Origin of the sequence: Exiguobacterium sp. s21, from assembly GCF_018617975.1 — a bacterium.
Taxonomy (GTDB): domain Bacteria; phylum Bacillota; class Bacilli; order Exiguobacteriales; family Exiguobacteriaceae; genus Exiguobacterium; species Exiguobacterium mexicanum_A.
The window spans coordinates 386,257-401,967 of sequence record NZ_JACSLF010000002.1; the positions used below are offsets into that span (position 1 = coordinate 386,257).

Below are 15,711 nucleotides of genomic sequence, written 5' to 3' on the forward strand. Positions count from 1 at the left end.
GATACCCAATTTTTATGAATAAACCATTACAAATCGCATTAGATGGACCGGCTGGGGCCGGCAAGAGCACGATCGCGAAAACGCTCGCTAAAAAACTAGGATACGTCTATATCGATACGGGTGCGATTTATCGCGCCGTCACGTATCGCGCGCTTCAAGACGGCGTCGGTCTCGAAGACGGTCCGATGCTCGCTGAGATGATCGATAAGATGGATTTACGTCTCGTCCCGTCCGAGAACGGTCAACGCGTGTTCGATGGCACGGAAGAAGTGACCGATGTCATCCGGACGAGCGAAGTGACGAACAACGTCAGCTTCGTCGCGCGCCAGCCGGAAGTACGGGCTGCCCTTATGGATTTACAGCGTGACCTCGCGAGTAAAGGCGGAATCGTCATGGACGGCCGTGATATCGGCACGCACGTCTTACCAGGCGCCGACTTGAAAGTGTTCATGACGGCGACGGTCGAAGAACGGGCCCGCCGTCGCCACGAAGAGAACGTGGCGAAAGGGTTGCCGAGCGACCTCGGACAGTTACAGCTTGAGATTGCCCTCCGCGACAAGCGCGACTCGGAACGAGAGGTCGCTCCGCTTCGCCAAGCGGACGACGCGCACTACCTCGACACGACCGAGCTGTCGATCGACGGGGTCGTCGAGGCGATCGAGCAATTGATGAAGCAGGTGATTGAACGATGAGACCACTCAACAATGGACCGTTTGGCATGTATCGTTTCGCCGTGGGCGTCGTCAATATCATTCGCCGGTTGAGTTTCCGCGTCGAATATATCGGACGGGAAAACGTCCCGCTCGACGGGTCGATGATCGTCTGTTCAAACCATCAATCGAACTGGGACCCGGTACTTCTCGCCGGGGCGATGCCGAAACAACGCCAGCTCCGCTTCTTTGCGAAAAAAGAGTTGTTTGAAGTCCCGGTATTGAAACATATCTTGAACCGCGCTGGTCAAATCCCTGTGTCACGCGGAGAAGGCGACCGCCAGGCACTCCGTGTCGTCTTGCAAAAGTTGAAGGAAGACGAGGTCATCTCGATCTTTCCGGAAGGGACACGCTCGAAAGACGGGACGCTCGGCAAAGCCCAGGCCGGAGTCGGGTTCTTTGCGCTCCGCTCGGACGCCTCGGTGCTTCCGGTAGCCATCATCGGTACATATAAGTTCCGTTCGAAGCTTAAAGTCGTGATCGGCAAGCCAGTCGACTTGAGCGGGCTAAAAGCGGAGAAGGCGAGTGCTCAAACCGCGGCCGATTTGATTATGGCGACGATCGGTGATTTGTACATGCAGCATTCACGGAACGTTCGTTAATTTCAGGTTTAATCTCGCGCCAGGAAAGGAACTAACCTGATAACACCTTGACAAATCTTTCGAATTATAAGAAGTTTATACTAGGTGTAAGCGCCTTAGGGCGTTCCTTTTTGTACTCATCGTGAGGGGGTAGTGTTGGAATGGTCGAAGAAATGAAAGATATGCCTGATTTTGAGATTAATCGAGGTCAAATTGTGACCGGTACTGTCGTCAAAATCGAGGACAAACAAGCATTGATCGATATCGGTTATAAGACCGAGGCAATTTTACCAATCAGCGAAGTATCAAGCATGCATTTAGACGATTTAAACGAATCACTCCATGTTAACGACGAAATCCGTGTCAAAGTGAAAAAGGTCACGGACGAAGATGTGGTCGTTTCGAAGAAAGACGTGGATGCTGAGGCAGCTTGGGATCAAATCGTCGAGAAATTCGAATCTGGCGAAGTGTTCGAGGTCATGGTAAAAGACAAGGTCAAAGGTGGTCTTGTCGTTGACATCGGTATCCGTGGATTTATCCCGGCTTCGCTCGTAGAAAACCACTTTGTCGAAGACTTCTCATCCTACTTGAATAAACCGATTACGGTTAAAGTCGTCGAGATTGACCGCGAGAAAAATCGCGTCATCTTGTCGCATAAAGCGGTTGCTGAAGCTGAAATGAGCGCGAAGAAAGCGGAGACGCTCGAATCGCTCGAGGTCGGTCAAATCATCGAAGGGACGGTTCAACGTCTCACTGATTTCGGTGCATTCGTCGATATCGGCGGCGTCGACGGACTCGTCCACATTTCGGAAATGGCCCATAGCCGGGTAGAGAAACCGAGCGATGTTGTGACTGAAGGAGACAAAGTCAAAGTGAAAGTGCTTGGACTTGACCTCGACAACGAGAAAGTGAAGTTGTCGATCAAAGAGACGCAACCTGGACCGTGGGAATCGGTGGAAGGTAAAATTCAACCGGGCGACGTGATCGACGGGAAAGTCAAACGTCTCGTGACGTTCGGTGCTTTCGTCGAGGTCGCGCCGCAAGTCGAAGGTTTGCTGCACATCTCGCAGATTGCGAACCGACACATCGCGACGCCGTCTGAAGTGTTGTCAGAAGGCCAAGACGTGAAAGTGAAAGTGCTCGATGTCCATCTTGATGAGAAGAAAATCTCACTCTCGATGCGTGCGCTCGAGTCGAGTGATTCGACGCGTGAAGACGCGGACCAATCGCTGCTTGACGAGTATAGTGACCAAGGAGGGTTCTCTGTCTCTGAATTGACAGGAGAAGAGACCTCGGACGATTCTAAATAAGACGGTCGTTCAAGCGGGAGCCAGACTCCCGCTTCTTTTTGTATGGTCACGGAAATAGCGCTGTGATATGATAGTACAGTTGCAATTAGAAACGATCAGTTATTGAATGAAAGTTAGAGAGGTGTTTATATGGGAATTCCAGCAGTGGCCATCGTAGGCCGCCCGAATATTGGGAAATCCACGATTTTTAACCGGATTATCGGAGATCGCGTGTCGATCGTCGATGATAAACCGGGGGTAACACGCGACCGCATTTATGGGACGGGTGAGTGGTTGAACCGTAAGTTTCATTTAATCGATACAGGCGGAATCGAGGTCGGTGATGAGCCGCTTCTCGTTCAAATGCGCCACCAGGCCGAGCTTGCGATCGATGAGGCGGACGTCATCATTTTCATGGTGAACGGACGCGAAGGCATTACAGCGGCAGACGAAGAAGTGGCGAACTTGTTGTTCCGTTCGAACAAACCGATCGTCCTCGCCGTCAACAAAGTCGATAACTTCGAGATGCGCGAACTCATGTATGAGTTCTATTCGCTCGGATTCGGCGACCCGTTCCCGATTTCGGGGACACACGGACTCGGGCTTGGAGACTTGCTCGACAAAGTTCTCGATTTGGCGCCAGATAAAGATGACTATGAATACAATGAAGAAGTCATCCAGTTCTCGCTCATCGGACGTCCGAACGTTGGGAAATCGAGCTTGACGAATGCGATTCTCGGTGAAGAACGCGTCATCGTCTCGGATATCGCGGGGACGACTCGTGATGCGATCGATACACCGTTCACACGGGATGGGCAAGAGTACGTCATCATCGATACGGCCGGTATGCGGAAACGCGGAAAAGTGTATGAATCAACCGAGCGTTATAGCGTCATGCGTGCCCAAAAGGCAATCGAACGTTCGAACGTAGTCCTCGTCGTCATCGACGGCGAAGAAGGCATCATCGAACAAGACAAACGCGTCGCCGGCCTCGCCCACGAAGCGGGGAAAGCCATCGTGCTCGTCGTCAACAAGTGGGATGCCGTCGACAAAGACGATAAGACGATGAAGAAGATGGAAGAGAAGATTCGTAAAGAGTTCTTGTTCCTCGACTACGCGCCGATCGTATTCTTGTCGGCTCTCACGTCGAAACGTCTTCAGACGTTGCTTCCGGTCATCAAGGAAGTGGCCGAGTCGCACCGTCGTCGGATCTCGACGAGCGTGTTGAACGACGTCATCGTCGACGCGGTCGCGATGAACCCGACACCGACGGACAAAGGACAGCGACTCAAGATCAACTACGCGACGCAAGTGGCCATCGAGCCGCCGACGTTCGTGTTGTTCGTCAACGACCCAGAGTTGCTTCACTTCTCGTACAAACGTTATCTAGACAACCAGATTCGCCGCGCATTTGACTTCACTGGTACACCGATTCATATCGTGGCGCGTCAGAAAAACTAGTAATGGGGGTGCCTTCTATGGCAAAAGTTGCTGTCATCGGCGCAGGGAGCTGGGGAACGGCGTTATCACTCGTCCTCACTGACAACGGACACGACGTCCTGCTTTATGGACGTGAAGAAGAGCATGTGCATGAAATCAATACCGACCACACGAATTCGACGTATTTGAAAGATGCGCCGTTACCGACCTCGATTCGAGCGACGGCGGACTTGGCAGAAGCGGTCGCCGGCCGCTCCATCGTGTTCCTCGTCGTCCCGAGCTCGGCGATTCGTCCGGTGTCTCGTGAGTTGAACGCGCTCCTTACGGAACCGGCGGTCATCGTGCATGCCGCCAAAGGAATCGAACCGAAGACGCATAAGCGTCTGTCGGAGATTATCGCCGAAGAAATCGACCCGTCGAAACGTCGGGCCATCGGTGTCTTGACGGGACCGACGCATGCCGAGGAAGTGGCCGTCCGTAAATTGACGACCATCACGATCGCCTGCGAGGATTTGGACGTGGCCGATGAGATTCAAGAGTTGCTCACGAACGATCAGTTCCGGGTGTATTTGAACTCGGACGTCACCGGAGCGGAGTATGGCGGTGCCCTTAAAAACATCATCGCGCTCGCTGCGGGGATGACGGACGGCCTCGGTTACGGCGATAATGCCAAAGCGGCGCTCATGACGCGCGGGATCGTCGAGATCGCGCGACTCGGGGTCAAACTCGGTGCCAACCCGGCCTCGTTCTCGGGATTGACCGGGATTGGGGATTTAATCGTCACGGCCACGTCCCAGCATAGCCGTAACTGGCGTGCCGGGAACGCGATCGGCCGTGGTGAAAAACTCGAGGACGTGCTCGGTCATATGGGAATGGTCGTCGAAGGTGTTCGTGCCTGTGAGGCGGCGCATACGCTCGCTCGGGAAGCCGGTGTCGAGATGCCGATCACGGAAGCCCTTTACAACGTATTGTTCGAAGGCAAGAGCCCGCATGATGAAGTACAAAAGTTAATGAGACGCCCGCAAAAGCATGAGATGGAAGAAGTATTCCATTTCGAAGGCGGCGAAGAGCAAAGGGACTGACGTTTTCGTTCAGTTCCTTTGTTTTTTTTGCTACACTTATGTACGGAGAAAGAATTAAAGAGAAAGTCGAGGGGATAGACGTGACACCGTCACTCATCAAGATGTGGATTTCATTTGCGGGGATTGGAGCGTTTGCCATCGCCGCGCTCATGGTGGCAATCAGCCATACGAAGCTATCGGGATGGTTCGCGGCGCTCGTCCGCGTCATCGCATTCGTCATATTTTTATTTGGAACGATCATCATGATTTATGTGGTCGCTTCAGGACCGACAGGAGGATAACACGTGAAACGGATTTTGTTGGTCGCTAGTCTTTTGGCGGCGACCGTGCTCAGTGGATGTATGTTCCCGGACTCGAACCGGGTCGATAACGTGCCGTATGAAGATCAATTGAAATCGGTCCAGACGGCCGTTGATTCGTTCAAAGAGACGACCGGTGTCTTGCCAATCAAAACGAAACCGGCTGAAACGCCTCTCATGGAGCGTTACCCGATCGAATTCGCCCGTCTCGTGCCTGGTTATTTGGCCGATCCGCCGGCGAACAGTTTCGAAGGGGGCGGCTTGTTCTTATACGTCCTTGTCGACGCCGAGACCGAGCCTACCGTCAAGCTCATTGATTTGCGCGTGACCGAACGGTTGCAAACGTTACAGACGAACATTAACGCCTTTCGGGCCAAAGAAGGGAAATTTCCGTTTGACGGGTCGGTCGGCAAGAATCAATTCACGATCGATTACGATCTCATCTTCGTCTCAGAAGAACCGACGGTCCCGAGTCCATACACCGATACCGAGTTGCCGATCTATGTCGACGGGACCGGGCAATTATTTGTCGATTACCGGACCGACCTCGAAGCCGCCCTTGAGAACACGGATGTAGAGCCGAAAGTCGGGGAAGACATTCGGTATTTGCTCTATAATGACTCCCCGTTCGCCCCTGCTTATTCGCAAGGGTACACGATTAATGAACAAGGTGAGGTTGAGTTTTTAAACAACTGATCGTCGGAACGGGTCGAATATGGGCTTTTCACTTAAAAAATGTTGTCATATCAACGTTTGTACGATATGATTAATCCCGTAAACTCCCTGTGAGAGGAGGTGAATCGTGATGAACAAAACTGAATTGATCCAAGCAGTTGCGGAGAAAGCCAACGTTTCGAAAAAAGAAGCTACACAAGTTGTAGAAGCTACATTCGAATCTATCACTGAAGCACTCCAAAACGGTGATAAAATTCAATTGATCGGTTTTGGTACTTTTGAAGTTCGTGAACGTGCTGCCCGTAAAGGCCGTAACCCACGTACGAAAGAAGATATCGAAATCCCGGCGAGCAAAGTTCCTGCCTTCAAAGCAGGTAAAGCGCTCAAAGATGCGGTCAAATAATGTGCAATACATAAGTCGCCGAAAGGCGGCTTTTTTTGTGGTGGAAAGCGAGTTCACATGGCGTGAATGTGACAAAAATGTGCTATACTATGTCAGAATGACAACGAAGAGGACGAGGGGGGATAGCATGGAACAGATGACATACGAAACCGTTGTCACCGACCTTGCTCGTCAAATCGAAGAACGCATGACCCATCCGTATTTGACGAGACACGAGATTGTACCCGCAGTCGACATGCCTTTACTTCGTTGGATGGTCGAGATGATTGAAATCGAATCGAATCAACAACGTCAGCTCGTGCTTGCGACGTATTTTGCGCACCAAGCGCTCGAACTGCACGATCAAGTAAAGGATAGTCCGAACGGATCGCTCGAGCGGCAATTGAAAGTGCTCGCCGGCGATTATGCCTCGGCTCAATTTTATAAAATTCTGGCCCTGTTTCCTGCCGATTATAGCAATCGCTTCGGCCGGACGGTCCAGCTCGTCAATGGGGCGAAATGTACACTTGCGTTAGACGCAGACGTACCTGTCACGACGTGGATGGAAGCGAACTTCGGATTGATCAAAACGTTTTCTGAAGTGATCGGTCAGGCTTACTTGACCGCATACGGAAAAACGATCATCGAACGAAAGGCGGCGGAACTGCGCCAAGAACAACGAGAACAGCTATCGACGCTCCTGGCGCACGCTGTCGCTTAGAACGGAAAGGATGTTACGTATTGCAACCGAAAGAAAAAGAGCAAAAAGTATATGACGTGTTTCAATCAATCTCACCGAGCTACGATACGATGAACTCGATCATCAGCTTCCGTTTGCATAAATGGTGGCGCAAAGCGACAATGCGTCGCATGCAAGTGTTCCCAGGGGCTAAATGTCTCGACGTCTGTTGCGGGACGGCTGATTGGACGATTCAACTCGCCGAGGCGGCCGGGAATACCGGTGTCGTCAAAGGTCTCGATTTCTCCGAGAACATGCTCGCGGTCGGACAAGAGAAAGTGGAAGAATATCCGACAATCGAACTCATCCATGGTAACGCGATGGCATTGCCGTTCGGCGATCACTCGTTCGACTATGTGACGATCGGTTTTGGTCTTCGCAACGTTCCGGACTATATGACGGTGCTCCGTGAGATGCACCGGGTGTTGAAGCCGGGTGGGACGGTCGTCTGTCTCGAGACGAGCCAACCGACGGCACCGCTCTTCAGCGAGCTATATCGATTTTACTTTGGGTCGGTCATGCCGCTGTTCGGTAAAGTGTTTGCCGGCTCGTATGATCAATATAAGTGGCTCCAAGAATCGACCGATCAATTCCCGGACCGGTTGACACTAAAACGGATGTTTGAGACGGCAGGATTCGAACAAGTCGAAGTGAAGGCGTTCTCCGGCGGTGCGTGTGCCATGCACTTAGGAAAGAAGTGGTGACCGATGTCTTTGAAGCGACTTTATCGCCACATGAACCGAGAGATTGAACAGATTGACCGGTTCTTGTCGACGCGAGTCCAAACCGATCATCCGGTCATCGAAGCGGCTTCGAAACAACTGTTAGACGCGGGCGGGAAGCGGATTCGGCCGGCGTTCGTCCTGCTTAGCGCCGGATTCGGACAGACGAAAGACATCCGATTGACGAAAGTGGCGGCGAGTCTAGAATTGATTCATATGGCCTCGCTCGTTCATGACGACGTCATCGATGACGCCACATTGCGCCGCGGCAAACCGACCGTCATGGAGCGTTACGATGAACGGGTCGCGATGTACACCGGTAATACGTTGTTCGGTGAAGCGATTCGGCTCGTCTCTGAGATCGATTCTCCAGACGTGATGCAAATCATGGCTGATACGATGGAACTGATCTGTGTCGGGGAGATCAATCAAATCCAAGATCAATATGACTGGGCCCAGTCTCCGAAACGATATCTCGACCGCATCGCCCGCAAGACGGCGCTGTTGATCGAGACGAGTTGTGCGGCTGGTGCCGTCGTCTCGGGAGCCTCTCCTGACGTTGTCAAACAGCTGCGGTTGTTCGGCTATGATATCGGGATGGCGTTTCAAATGACGGACGACTTGCTCGACTTCACTGCAAAAAGTTTCCAACTCGGAAAACCGGTCGGTGAAGATTTGAAACACGGCCATAAAACGCTACCGCTCTTCTATTCAGCGGAAAATCCGGAATTTTTCGATCGGTTGCAACAAGTCAGTCATTCGTCTGATTATGCTTTGACGCACACGCTCGTTCGTGAAGTGCAACGCAACGGGACGCTCGAGCGGAGCCAACGGACGATCGACCGTTATGTGAGCCGGGCGATCCGACGTCTTGACGGGTTACCGGACGTGGTCGACAAACGCTCCCTCATCGAGATTGCCGAGTACATCGGGAAACGAAAATGGTAATCGGCACCTTGTAAACCCTTTCAATAATGGTGATGACCGTGTAAACTAATAACGTACATGGTACACAGATCGATTTAGGGGGATTAGGGGAATGGAAAAAACATTTTTAATGGTGAAACCGGATGGCGTGAAACGTGGATTGATTGGGGAAATCATCTCGCGCTTCGAACAAAAAGGCTATACGTTGAATCGTCTTGAATTGTTGACACCATCAGTGGAAGTTGCACAATCGCATTATGCGGAACATAAGGAAAAGCCGTTCTTTGGAGAGCTAGTCGACTTTTTAACGTCTGGTCCTGTTGTGGCGATGGAATGGGAAGGCGAGAATATCGTCGCCGTCTCTCGGTTGATGATCGGGAAGACGAACCCGCTTGACGCACAACCTGGAACGATTCGTGGCGACTTGGCCTCGACGATGTCACAAAACGTCATCCATGGTTCAGATAGCGTGGAGAGCGCAGAGCGTGAATTGTCACTCTGGTTCGCCACTGAAGCATCACACGTTTGATGACGATAAAAGGGACGGGGGCCTCCTGTCCCTTTTTATATTGGGATTGAAGCGCTCTCACTCGTTTTGGCACGACATGATCTAGGAGAAGAGAAAGAATTGAGGTTGGAACTGGTGATAAATGATTATGCCATCTTCGTTAAAAAGTTTTATTTGAAGTCAGGGATCGACTTGAATTTATATAAAGAGGCTCAGATGAAGCGGCGGATGATCGCGCTTCGTGAGAAGAAAGGGTATGCCACGTTCATCGAGTATTTCAAAGCGATGGAAGCGGATCGAGGATTGTACGATGAATTTTTAGACCGCATGACGATCAACGTGAGTGAATTTTACCGGAACCCGGTCCGTTGGCAGCAACTAGAGACGGACATTTTGCCGGAACTCATCCGTAAGAGCCAGGGCAAGTTGCGCGTCTGGAGCGCGGCGTGCTCGACGGGTGAAGAACCGTATTCGTTGGCGATGCTGTTATCGAAACATTTGTCACCCGCCCAGTTCACGATCACGGCGACGGACCTAGATGACGTGGTGATCGAAAAAGCGAAACAAGGCAAGTATCATGAGCGGGCGCTCGTCGACTTGCCATCAGAGTTTCGGCAGCGTTACTTCACCCGCCGTGGAGATGACTATTACATCACAGAAGACATCAAAAAATTAGTGACGTTCAAAAAACATAACTTGTTGGCCGACGTGTACGAGCGGAATTTTGATTTGATCGTCTGTCGCAACGTCTTGATTTATTTCACCGAGGAAGCGAAAGAGAAAGTTTATACATCGTTCCACCGATCGCTCCGACCAGGCGGTGTCCTCTTCGTCGGAGGGACCGAGCAGATCTTTCAACCGAAGCGATACGGCTACAAGATGAAGCAGAGCTTCTTCTACGAAAAATTTGAAGAATGAGGTGGCAGCTATGCGTTATTTGACGGCAGGAGAATCGCACGGGCCTGGACTTTCAATCATCATCGAGGGTGTGCCGGCCGGGCTTGAGGTCGATGTGCAAGCCATCAATGCGGAACTCGCGAAACGGCAGTCCGGCTACGGCCGCGGCCGCCGCATGCAAATTGAATCAGACCGAATCGAGGTGAGGGCCGGTATTCGTCACGGGGTGACGACAGGGGCCCCTATTTCGTTCTGGATCGAGAACAAGGACCATACTCATTGGCGGAACGTCATGCAGGCCGAACCGATCGATGCGGACGTGGAAATCAAACGCCGCGTCGTCCGCCCGCGACCAGGACATGCGGACCTCGTCGGCGGCTTGAAATACGACCATCGTGACCTGCGAGACGTCCTCGAACGCTCGAGCGCACGTGAGACGGCCGCCCGGGTCGCCGTCGGCGCCCTGAGCAAACAACTGCTCGCTGCTGTCGGGATGTCGCTCGTCAGCTATGTCAAAGTGATTGGCGGGGTCGAGGCCGATGCCTCATACGAGTCGCTCGACACATTGCGCGCCACGATCGAGGCGTCACCGGTCCGGACGATGGATGAGGCGGCAGGTCAGGCGATGATGAATCGAATCGACGAGGCGAAAGCTGCCGGTGACTCGCTCGGCGGTGTCGTCTGTACGGAAGTGCATGGCGTCATCCCAGGGCTCGGGTCGTATGTCCAATACGACCGAAAACTCGACGCGGCCATCGCCCGAGCCGTCATGAGCGTCAACGCGATTAAAGGGGTCGCGTTTGGGGATGGGTTCGAGATGGCGTATCGACCAGGCTCTGAAGTCATGGACCCGATCGCCTATGGCCCGGACGGTTATACGCGGCTGAGCAACCATCTCGGTGGTTTCGAAGGCGGGATGACGACGGGCATGCCGATCGTCTGTACGGCTGTGATGAAGCCAATCCCGACGCTATATAAACCGCTCCAATCCGTCGATATCGACACGAAAGAACCGTTTCTCGCGCAAATCGAACGGAGTGACGCCTGCGCCGTCCCAGCCGCCTCGCTCGTCGTGGAGGCCGTCGTCGCGTTTGAGCTCGCCCGCGAGTTATGCGAGACGTTCGGACATGACACGGTCAACCGGATCCAGTCACGTGTCGCCGCATACCGAGAGGAGATTCGGACGTGGTGACGCTCCATGTGAACGCCTCGACCCCGTACGACGTCACAATTGAACGAGGGGACGCCTGGCTCGACCGCGTCCCTTACTTCTCGTGCTCCACCGTCTGGGTGGTCACAGATGAGACAGTCGACCGGTTGCACGGAAGTGCGTTCCGGGACCGGCTCGCGCATAAACATCGGAACGTCGTCTGGTCGGTCGTCCGCCCGGGTGACGGCTCGAAGTCGCTCGACACGATCGAACGGCTCGTCACGGACGGATTGACGGGCGGTTGTGACCGGGATACGCTCGTCGTGGCATTCGGAGGTGGCATGGTCGGGGATTTAGCCGGCTTTTTAGCGAGCGTCTATATGCGCGGTGTGCGTTACATACAAGTGCCGACGACGATTCTCGCGCATGACTCGGCCGTCGGCGGGAAAGTGGCGGTGAACCATCCGTTCGCGAAAAATGCGATCGGTGCCTTCTATCAACCGGCGGGCGTCCACTATAACGTGGACCGTCTCGAGACGTTGTCCGTTCGGGACGTCTTGAGCGGGCTCGGTGAATTGATTAAGCACGCCTATCTGTCACGTTACGTCCTCGGTCACTCGTTCGAGGCCGAGTTGTTCACGGCTTTGGCACAAGGACCGCTCGATTGGGAAACATGGCTCGCACGAGGGATCGAAGTGAAGCGATTAGTCGTCGAGGCCGATGAACGCGAACAAGGCGTGAGGGCGTGGCTGAATTTCGGTCATACGTTCGGCCATGCGTTGGAGTCGGCTGAGGCATACCGGTTGTCGCACGGGGAAGCGATTCTCTACGGGATGGTGTACGCCTTCCTCGTCTCCGGCGACGAGGAACGGGCCGAAACCCTCGCTTCATTCATGAGGCGGGAAGGCATTACAACGGTCAACTGGCAATCGTTTGACACGTATCTCGCAGGCATGGGACACGATAAAAAGAATCGGGACGGGCAGATCCGCTTCGTCCTGCTCGGCGCTGAGGTGACCGTTGCGAGCGTCACGGCCGAGCGACTCGCTGGAGCGTTCCATCAAATGAAAGGGTGGTTTTGACATGGGATTGAATGGATTCATACGGGTACCGAGTGACAAGTCGATCACGCATCGCGCTCTCTTGTTCGGGGCCGTGGCGACCGGGGAGACGACGATTTATGATCCACTCCTTGGCGAGGATTGCCGGTCGACGCTCGAGGCGATCCGGCGATTAGGAGCGGACGTCATCGAAGAGCCGGACCGTCTCCTCATCACGGGGGCGAAGACGCTCACATCGGCCGAACTCGATTGCGGGAACTCGGGCACGACGATGCGTCTTTTGACAGGGCTTCTCGCCGGTTACGATGGGGAGTTCACGCTTACCGGAGACGCCTCGCTCTCAAAACGTCCGATGCGTCGGGTGACGGACCCGCTCCGACAAATGGGCGCGGACCTCGACGGGGAGTTCGCCCCGATCCGAATTCACGGCCGGACGCTGGCGGGCATCGATTACACGTTGCCTGTCGCGAGCGCGCAAGTGAAGTCAGCGGTCCTGCTTGCGGGACTTCGTGCGACCGGACCGACAATCGTGCGCGAGCCCGTCTTATCGCGGGACCATACGGAACGCATGCTGCCTTTGTTCAGTGGGCAATTGGACATCACGGCAGAGGACGGTGTCCGAACGATCCGGTTAGCTCCATCCGTGCTCAAGGGGGCCACGGTGGCCGTTCCGGCCGATCCATCTTCGGCTGCCTTTTGGTGGGCCGGGGCGGCGCTCGTCCCGGGCAGTCGCGTCACGACGACCGACGTCTGTTTGAACGAGACACGAATCGGATTTTTACGTACGCTCGAACGGATGGGTGTGAAGACAGAAGTGACGAACGTTCGTTTGCTCGGGGAAGAGTCAGTCGGCGACGTGACAGTGTCGACGAGTACACTTCACGGCATCCGCTTGGACGGGGATGCCATCCCGCACCAAATTGATGAATTGCCGTTGTTTGCTCTCGTCGCGTCGCAAGCGACGAGTCCGTCATCGGTCCGGGACGCGGGCGAACTCCGAGTGAAAGAGACGGACCGGATTCAGACGGTCGTGCACGAACTCTCGGCACTCGGGGTCGATGTGCGCGAAACCGAGGACGGATTTGACGTCTATCCGAGCCGGTTGCACGGGGGTCATGTCTCCTCGCACGGGGATCATCGCTTGGCGATGATGCTCCAAATCGCAGACTTATTGACGACGGACCGTGTGACGATTGAACACGTCGAGGCAGCTGATGTAAGTTACCCACGATTCCGTGACGATTTACAACGCCTCGGCCGTGAGATAGAATAACGTCAATACGAGTAGCCGGTAGGAGGAATTATAAACATGTTAGACGAAATAGAATTGAATCATATTATTGAGATGCTCGAGAAAGGTGAGACCGAGCATGCCCTCATGCATCTCGAGTCGCTCGAGAAGGAAGGGTCGGACGAAGACCGCCTGGCCATCGCTGACATCTACCTCGAACTCGGGCTCGCCGATCGGGCCGTGAACGTACTCGCGGCACTCTACGTCGACTACGCGGGCAATCCGCACGTCGCCTTGTCACTCGCCGAGGCCTACTTGGACAGCGACCGGGAAGAAGAGGCGATTGCCGTCCTCGAAAAGATTGATACGACAGACAAGGAAGCGCATATGCGCAGCCTCGTCTTGCTCGCTGATCTCTATCAATCTCAAGGGTTGGATGAGGTCGCGGTGAAGAAATTGATGGAGGCGCTTGAGGCGAATCCAGACGAACCGCTCCTCATCTATGGCCTAGCCGAGTTGTATGCGTCGATCGGTTCATTCGAACAGGCGGTCCCGCTCTATGCCCGTCTGCCGCACTTGCGCTTGCCGGAAGAACTCGACTATCAGGCGGACTACGCCGAGGCACTGACGATGATCGGCTCGTTCGAAGAGGCGCTCAATGAGTATGAGAAAGCAAACGACCGCAACTTGAATACCGTGTTCGGTCACGCGATGACCGCCCATCGCATCGGTCGCGATGAAATCGCCGTGAAGCAGTTCGAGTCACTCCGGGCGATGGACCCGGACTTCACGTCGCTCTACTTGCCTTATACGGAAGCGCTCGACGCGCTCGGCCGCTTCGAAGAGGCATTGGATGTGATCGATCAGGGAATCGACCGTGACGACTACAACGACGAGTTGCGGACGGTGAAGGCGAAGCTGTTCTTGAAGCAAGGGCGGACGGACGAGGCGGTCACGGAACTCCGGGAAGCGCTCGCGCTGAACCCGGAATCGCTCCAGGCGACCGAGCTCCTCTTATCAGTCTTATTCGAATCGGGTGACATGGAGGCCGTCCTCGAGACGATCGACACGCTCGAAGAGCATTCGACGTCCCCGCTCATGACCTGGTACAAAGCGAAGGCGGCCTATGAACTCGAGGACTACGATCAAGCCGTCACGTTATACGGGTCGATCGAGCAAGTTTATAAAGAGGACGTGTCATTTGCCATCGAATGGGCTACACTATTGATAGAAGAAGGACAGCGTGCCGAAGCGCAACGAGTGCTCGAGCAAACGCTTGCGCTCACCGTCGATGTCGACGACCGCCAAGTTCTCGAGGAGCGGCTCGAACGGTTGACGGACCACGATTAATCGATACAAAGGAGATGGGGTCATATGGTCGAGCGGAAAAAGATGTTCTTAAAGCGATTCCTCGCTCATCATACGCTTCGCAAACGAGAAGCCAAGTGGATTATCGACTACTGGCTCAGACATCCAGAAAAACTCGGGAACGTTCATTTCGTCACGAACGCCTCGGTCTCACCGCGTAGCCTGATCATGACGGCGTACGGTTTTGACGGCGAACCGTTCCGTTACCGCCGGGGTGACCTCATCACGGTCAATCCCGAGAAGGCGTATCACGACATCCGGCTCCATGACGGCGCCATCTACGTGGAGCTCAACTTCCAAGGGATGATGATCGACGAAATGTGGATCGACATCGTTGAATTGAACCCGTTCGAACCCGTGGCCGAACTTAAGGATGAAGTGACGACGTCCGCGCAAACGGTCATTCGGGCCTCGGTCGCCCAGTTCGAGGAAGAACGTCTGCTCGTCGAAATCGACAAGGCGCTCGACCGGCGTGACGAGAAATTGTTCCGCAATTTGACGAGTCAGCTGCATCAAGTGCGAGCCTCAAAATTATTTTAATAAAAACAAGCGCTTCCGTTATAAACTGTACCCTGAGTAGTAGACACTAAAAAAAAGTCTACTGCTCAGGGTTTTTGTGTACACTGGACTAAATCATATTGGGAGTGAAT

Annotated in this window: 18 protein-coding genes; all 18 read left to right on the forward strand. The window is 53.9% G+C overall.

The window, feature by feature from the left end; all coding sequences use genetic code 11:
• Positions 1–14 precede the first annotated feature (14 nt).
• On the forward strand, positions 15–692 hold the full coding sequence (gene cmk / locus KNP06_RS04460; RefSeq protein ID WP_034777312.1) for a (d)CMP kinase: 678 nt from the start codon (positions 15–17) through the stop codon (positions 690–692).
• On the forward strand, positions 689–1,312 hold the full coding sequence (locus tag KNP06_RS04465; protein ID WP_214787955.1) for a lysophospholipid acyltransferase family protein: 624 nt from the start codon (positions 689–691) through the stop codon (positions 1,310–1,312). Before cmk ends, KNP06_RS04465 begins: the two co-directional genes overlap by 4 nt.
• Positions 1,313–1,452: 140 nt before the next feature.
• Complete coding sequence (rpsA, locus tag KNP06_RS04470; RefSeq protein WP_214787958.1) at positions 1,453–2,601, forward strand: 30S ribosomal protein S1; 1,149 nt, start codon at positions 1,453–1,455, stop codon at positions 2,599–2,601.
• 129 nt (positions 2,602–2,730) lie between these two features.
• On the forward strand, positions 2,731–4,041 hold the full coding sequence (gene der, locus KNP06_RS04475) for a ribosome biogenesis GTPase Der (protein WP_034777316.1): 1,311 nt from the start codon (positions 2,731–2,733) through the stop codon (positions 4,039–4,041).
• A gap of 17 nt (positions 4,042–4,058) precedes the next feature.
• On the forward strand, positions 4,059–5,102 hold the full coding sequence (locus KNP06_RS04480) for an NAD(P)H-dependent glycerol-3-phosphate dehydrogenase (protein WP_214787961.1): 1,044 nt from the start codon (positions 4,059–4,061) through the stop codon (positions 5,100–5,102).
• A gap of 80 nt (positions 5,103–5,182) precedes the next feature.
• Positions 5,183–5,383 (forward strand): DUF2768 family protein, encoded by a 201-nt coding sequence (locus tag KNP06_RS04485; protein ID WP_034777319.1) that lies wholly within the window; start codon positions 5,183–5,185, stop codon positions 5,381–5,383.
• A gap of 3 nt (positions 5,384–5,386) precedes the next feature.
• Complete coding sequence (locus tag KNP06_RS04490; protein WP_214752753.1) at positions 5,387–6,097, forward strand: hypothetical protein; 711 nt, start codon at positions 5,387–5,389, stop codon at positions 6,095–6,097.
• Positions 6,098–6,206: 109 nt separating this feature from the next.
• Positions 6,207–6,479, forward strand: a complete 273-nt coding sequence (locus KNP06_RS04495) for an HU family DNA-binding protein (RefSeq protein ID WP_021067196.1) — start codon at positions 6,207–6,209, stop codon at positions 6,477–6,479.
• Between the two features lie 127 nt (positions 6,480–6,606).
• Entirely contained in the window at positions 6,607–7,179 is a 573-nt protein-coding gene (locus KNP06_RS04500; RefSeq protein ID WP_034777321.1) for a heptaprenyl diphosphate synthase component 1, read from the forward strand.
• Positions 7,180–7,199: 20 nt separating this feature from the next.
• Entirely contained in the window at positions 7,200–7,901 is a 702-nt protein-coding gene (locus tag KNP06_RS04505; RefSeq protein ID WP_034777322.1) for a demethylmenaquinone methyltransferase, read from the forward strand.
• A gap of 3 nt (positions 7,902–7,904) precedes the next feature.
• Positions 7,905–8,867: a polyprenyl synthetase family protein gene (locus tag KNP06_RS04510; RefSeq protein ID WP_214710624.1), complete on the forward strand. Its 963-nt coding sequence runs from the start codon at positions 7,905–7,907 to the stop codon at positions 8,865–8,867.
• A gap of 91 nt (positions 8,868–8,958) precedes the next feature.
• The gene (gene ndk, locus KNP06_RS04515) at positions 8,959–9,375 is read left to right on the forward strand and encodes a nucleoside-diphosphate kinase (RefSeq protein ID WP_034777324.1); all 417 of its coding nucleotides are present in this window, start codon (positions 8,959–8,961) and stop codon (positions 9,373–9,375) included.
• A 117-nt stretch (positions 9,376–9,492) separates the two neighbouring features.
• On the forward strand, positions 9,493–10,272 hold the full coding sequence (locus KNP06_RS04520; protein ID WP_214707540.1) for a CheR family methyltransferase: 780 nt from the start codon (positions 9,493–9,495) through the stop codon (positions 10,270–10,272).
• A 10-nt stretch (positions 10,273–10,282) separates the two neighbouring features.
• On the forward strand, positions 10,283–11,443 hold the full coding sequence (gene aroC / locus KNP06_RS04525; protein ID WP_214787964.1) for a chorismate synthase: 1,161 nt from the start codon (positions 10,283–10,285) through the stop codon (positions 11,441–11,443).
• On the forward strand, positions 11,437–12,483 hold the full coding sequence (locus tag KNP06_RS04530; protein ID WP_214787966.1) for a 3-dehydroquinate synthase: 1,047 nt from the start codon (positions 11,437–11,439) through the stop codon (positions 12,481–12,483). Before aroC ends, KNP06_RS04530 begins: the two co-directional genes overlap by 7 nt.
• A 1-nt stretch (position 12,484) precedes the next feature.
• Entirely contained in the window at positions 12,485–13,735 is a 1,251-nt protein-coding gene (gene aroA / locus KNP06_RS04535; RefSeq protein ID WP_214787968.1) for a 3-phosphoshikimate 1-carboxyvinyltransferase, read from the forward strand.
• A 36-nt stretch (positions 13,736–13,771) separates the two neighbouring features.
• Positions 13,772–15,043: a tetratricopeptide repeat protein gene (locus tag KNP06_RS04540; RefSeq protein ID WP_214752763.1), complete on the forward strand. Its 1,272-nt coding sequence runs from the start codon at positions 13,772–13,774 to the stop codon at positions 15,041–15,043.
• 24 nt (positions 15,044–15,067) lie between these two features.
• Positions 15,068–15,601, forward strand: a complete 534-nt coding sequence (locus KNP06_RS04545; RefSeq protein WP_034777333.1) for a ReoY family proteolytic degradation factor — start codon at positions 15,068–15,070, stop codon at positions 15,599–15,601.
• Positions 15,602–15,711 lie beyond the last annotated feature (110 nt).

Coding starts and splice junctions, on each gene's coding strand:
- cmk (WP_034777312.1), top strand. CDS start 15: ATGAATAAACCATTACAAATCGCATTAGATGGACCGGCTGGGGCCGGC.
- KNP06_RS04465 (WP_214787955.1), top strand. CDS start 689: ATGAGACCACTCAACAATGGACCGTTTGGCATGTATCGTTTCGCCGTG.
- rpsA (WP_214787958.1), top strand. CDS start 1,453: ATGGTCGAAGAAATGAAAGATATGCCTGATTTTGAGATTAATCGAGGT.
- der (WP_034777316.1), top strand. CDS start 2,731: ATGGGAATTCCAGCAGTGGCCATCGTAGGCCGCCCGAATATTGGGAAA.
- KNP06_RS04480 (WP_214787961.1), top strand. CDS start 4,059: ATGGCAAAAGTTGCTGTCATCGGCGCAGGGAGCTGGGGAACGGCGTTA.
- KNP06_RS04495 (WP_021067196.1), top strand. CDS start 6,207: ATGAACAAAACTGAATTGATCCAAGCAGTTGCGGAGAAAGCCAACGTT.
- KNP06_RS04500 (WP_034777321.1), top strand. CDS start 6,607: ATGGAACAGATGACATACGAAACCGTTGTCACCGACCTTGCTCGTCAA.
- KNP06_RS04510 (WP_214710624.1), top strand. CDS start 7,905: ATGTCTTTGAAGCGACTTTATCGCCACATGAACCGAGAGATTGAACAG.
- ndk (WP_034777324.1), top strand. CDS start 8,959: ATGGAAAAAACATTTTTAATGGTGAAACCGGATGGCGTGAAACGTGGA.
- aroC (WP_214787964.1), top strand. CDS start 10,283: ATGCGTTATTTGACGGCAGGAGAATCGCACGGGCCTGGACTTTCAATC.
- aroA (WP_214787968.1), top strand. CDS start 12,485: ATGGGATTGAATGGATTCATACGGGTACCGAGTGACAAGTCGATCACG.
- KNP06_RS04540 (WP_214752763.1), top strand. CDS start 13,772: ATGTTAGACGAAATAGAATTGAATCATATTATTGAGATGCTCGAGAAA.
- KNP06_RS04545 (WP_034777333.1), top strand. CDS start 15,068: ATGGTCGAGCGGAAAAAGATGTTCTTAAAGCGATTCCTCGCTCATCAT.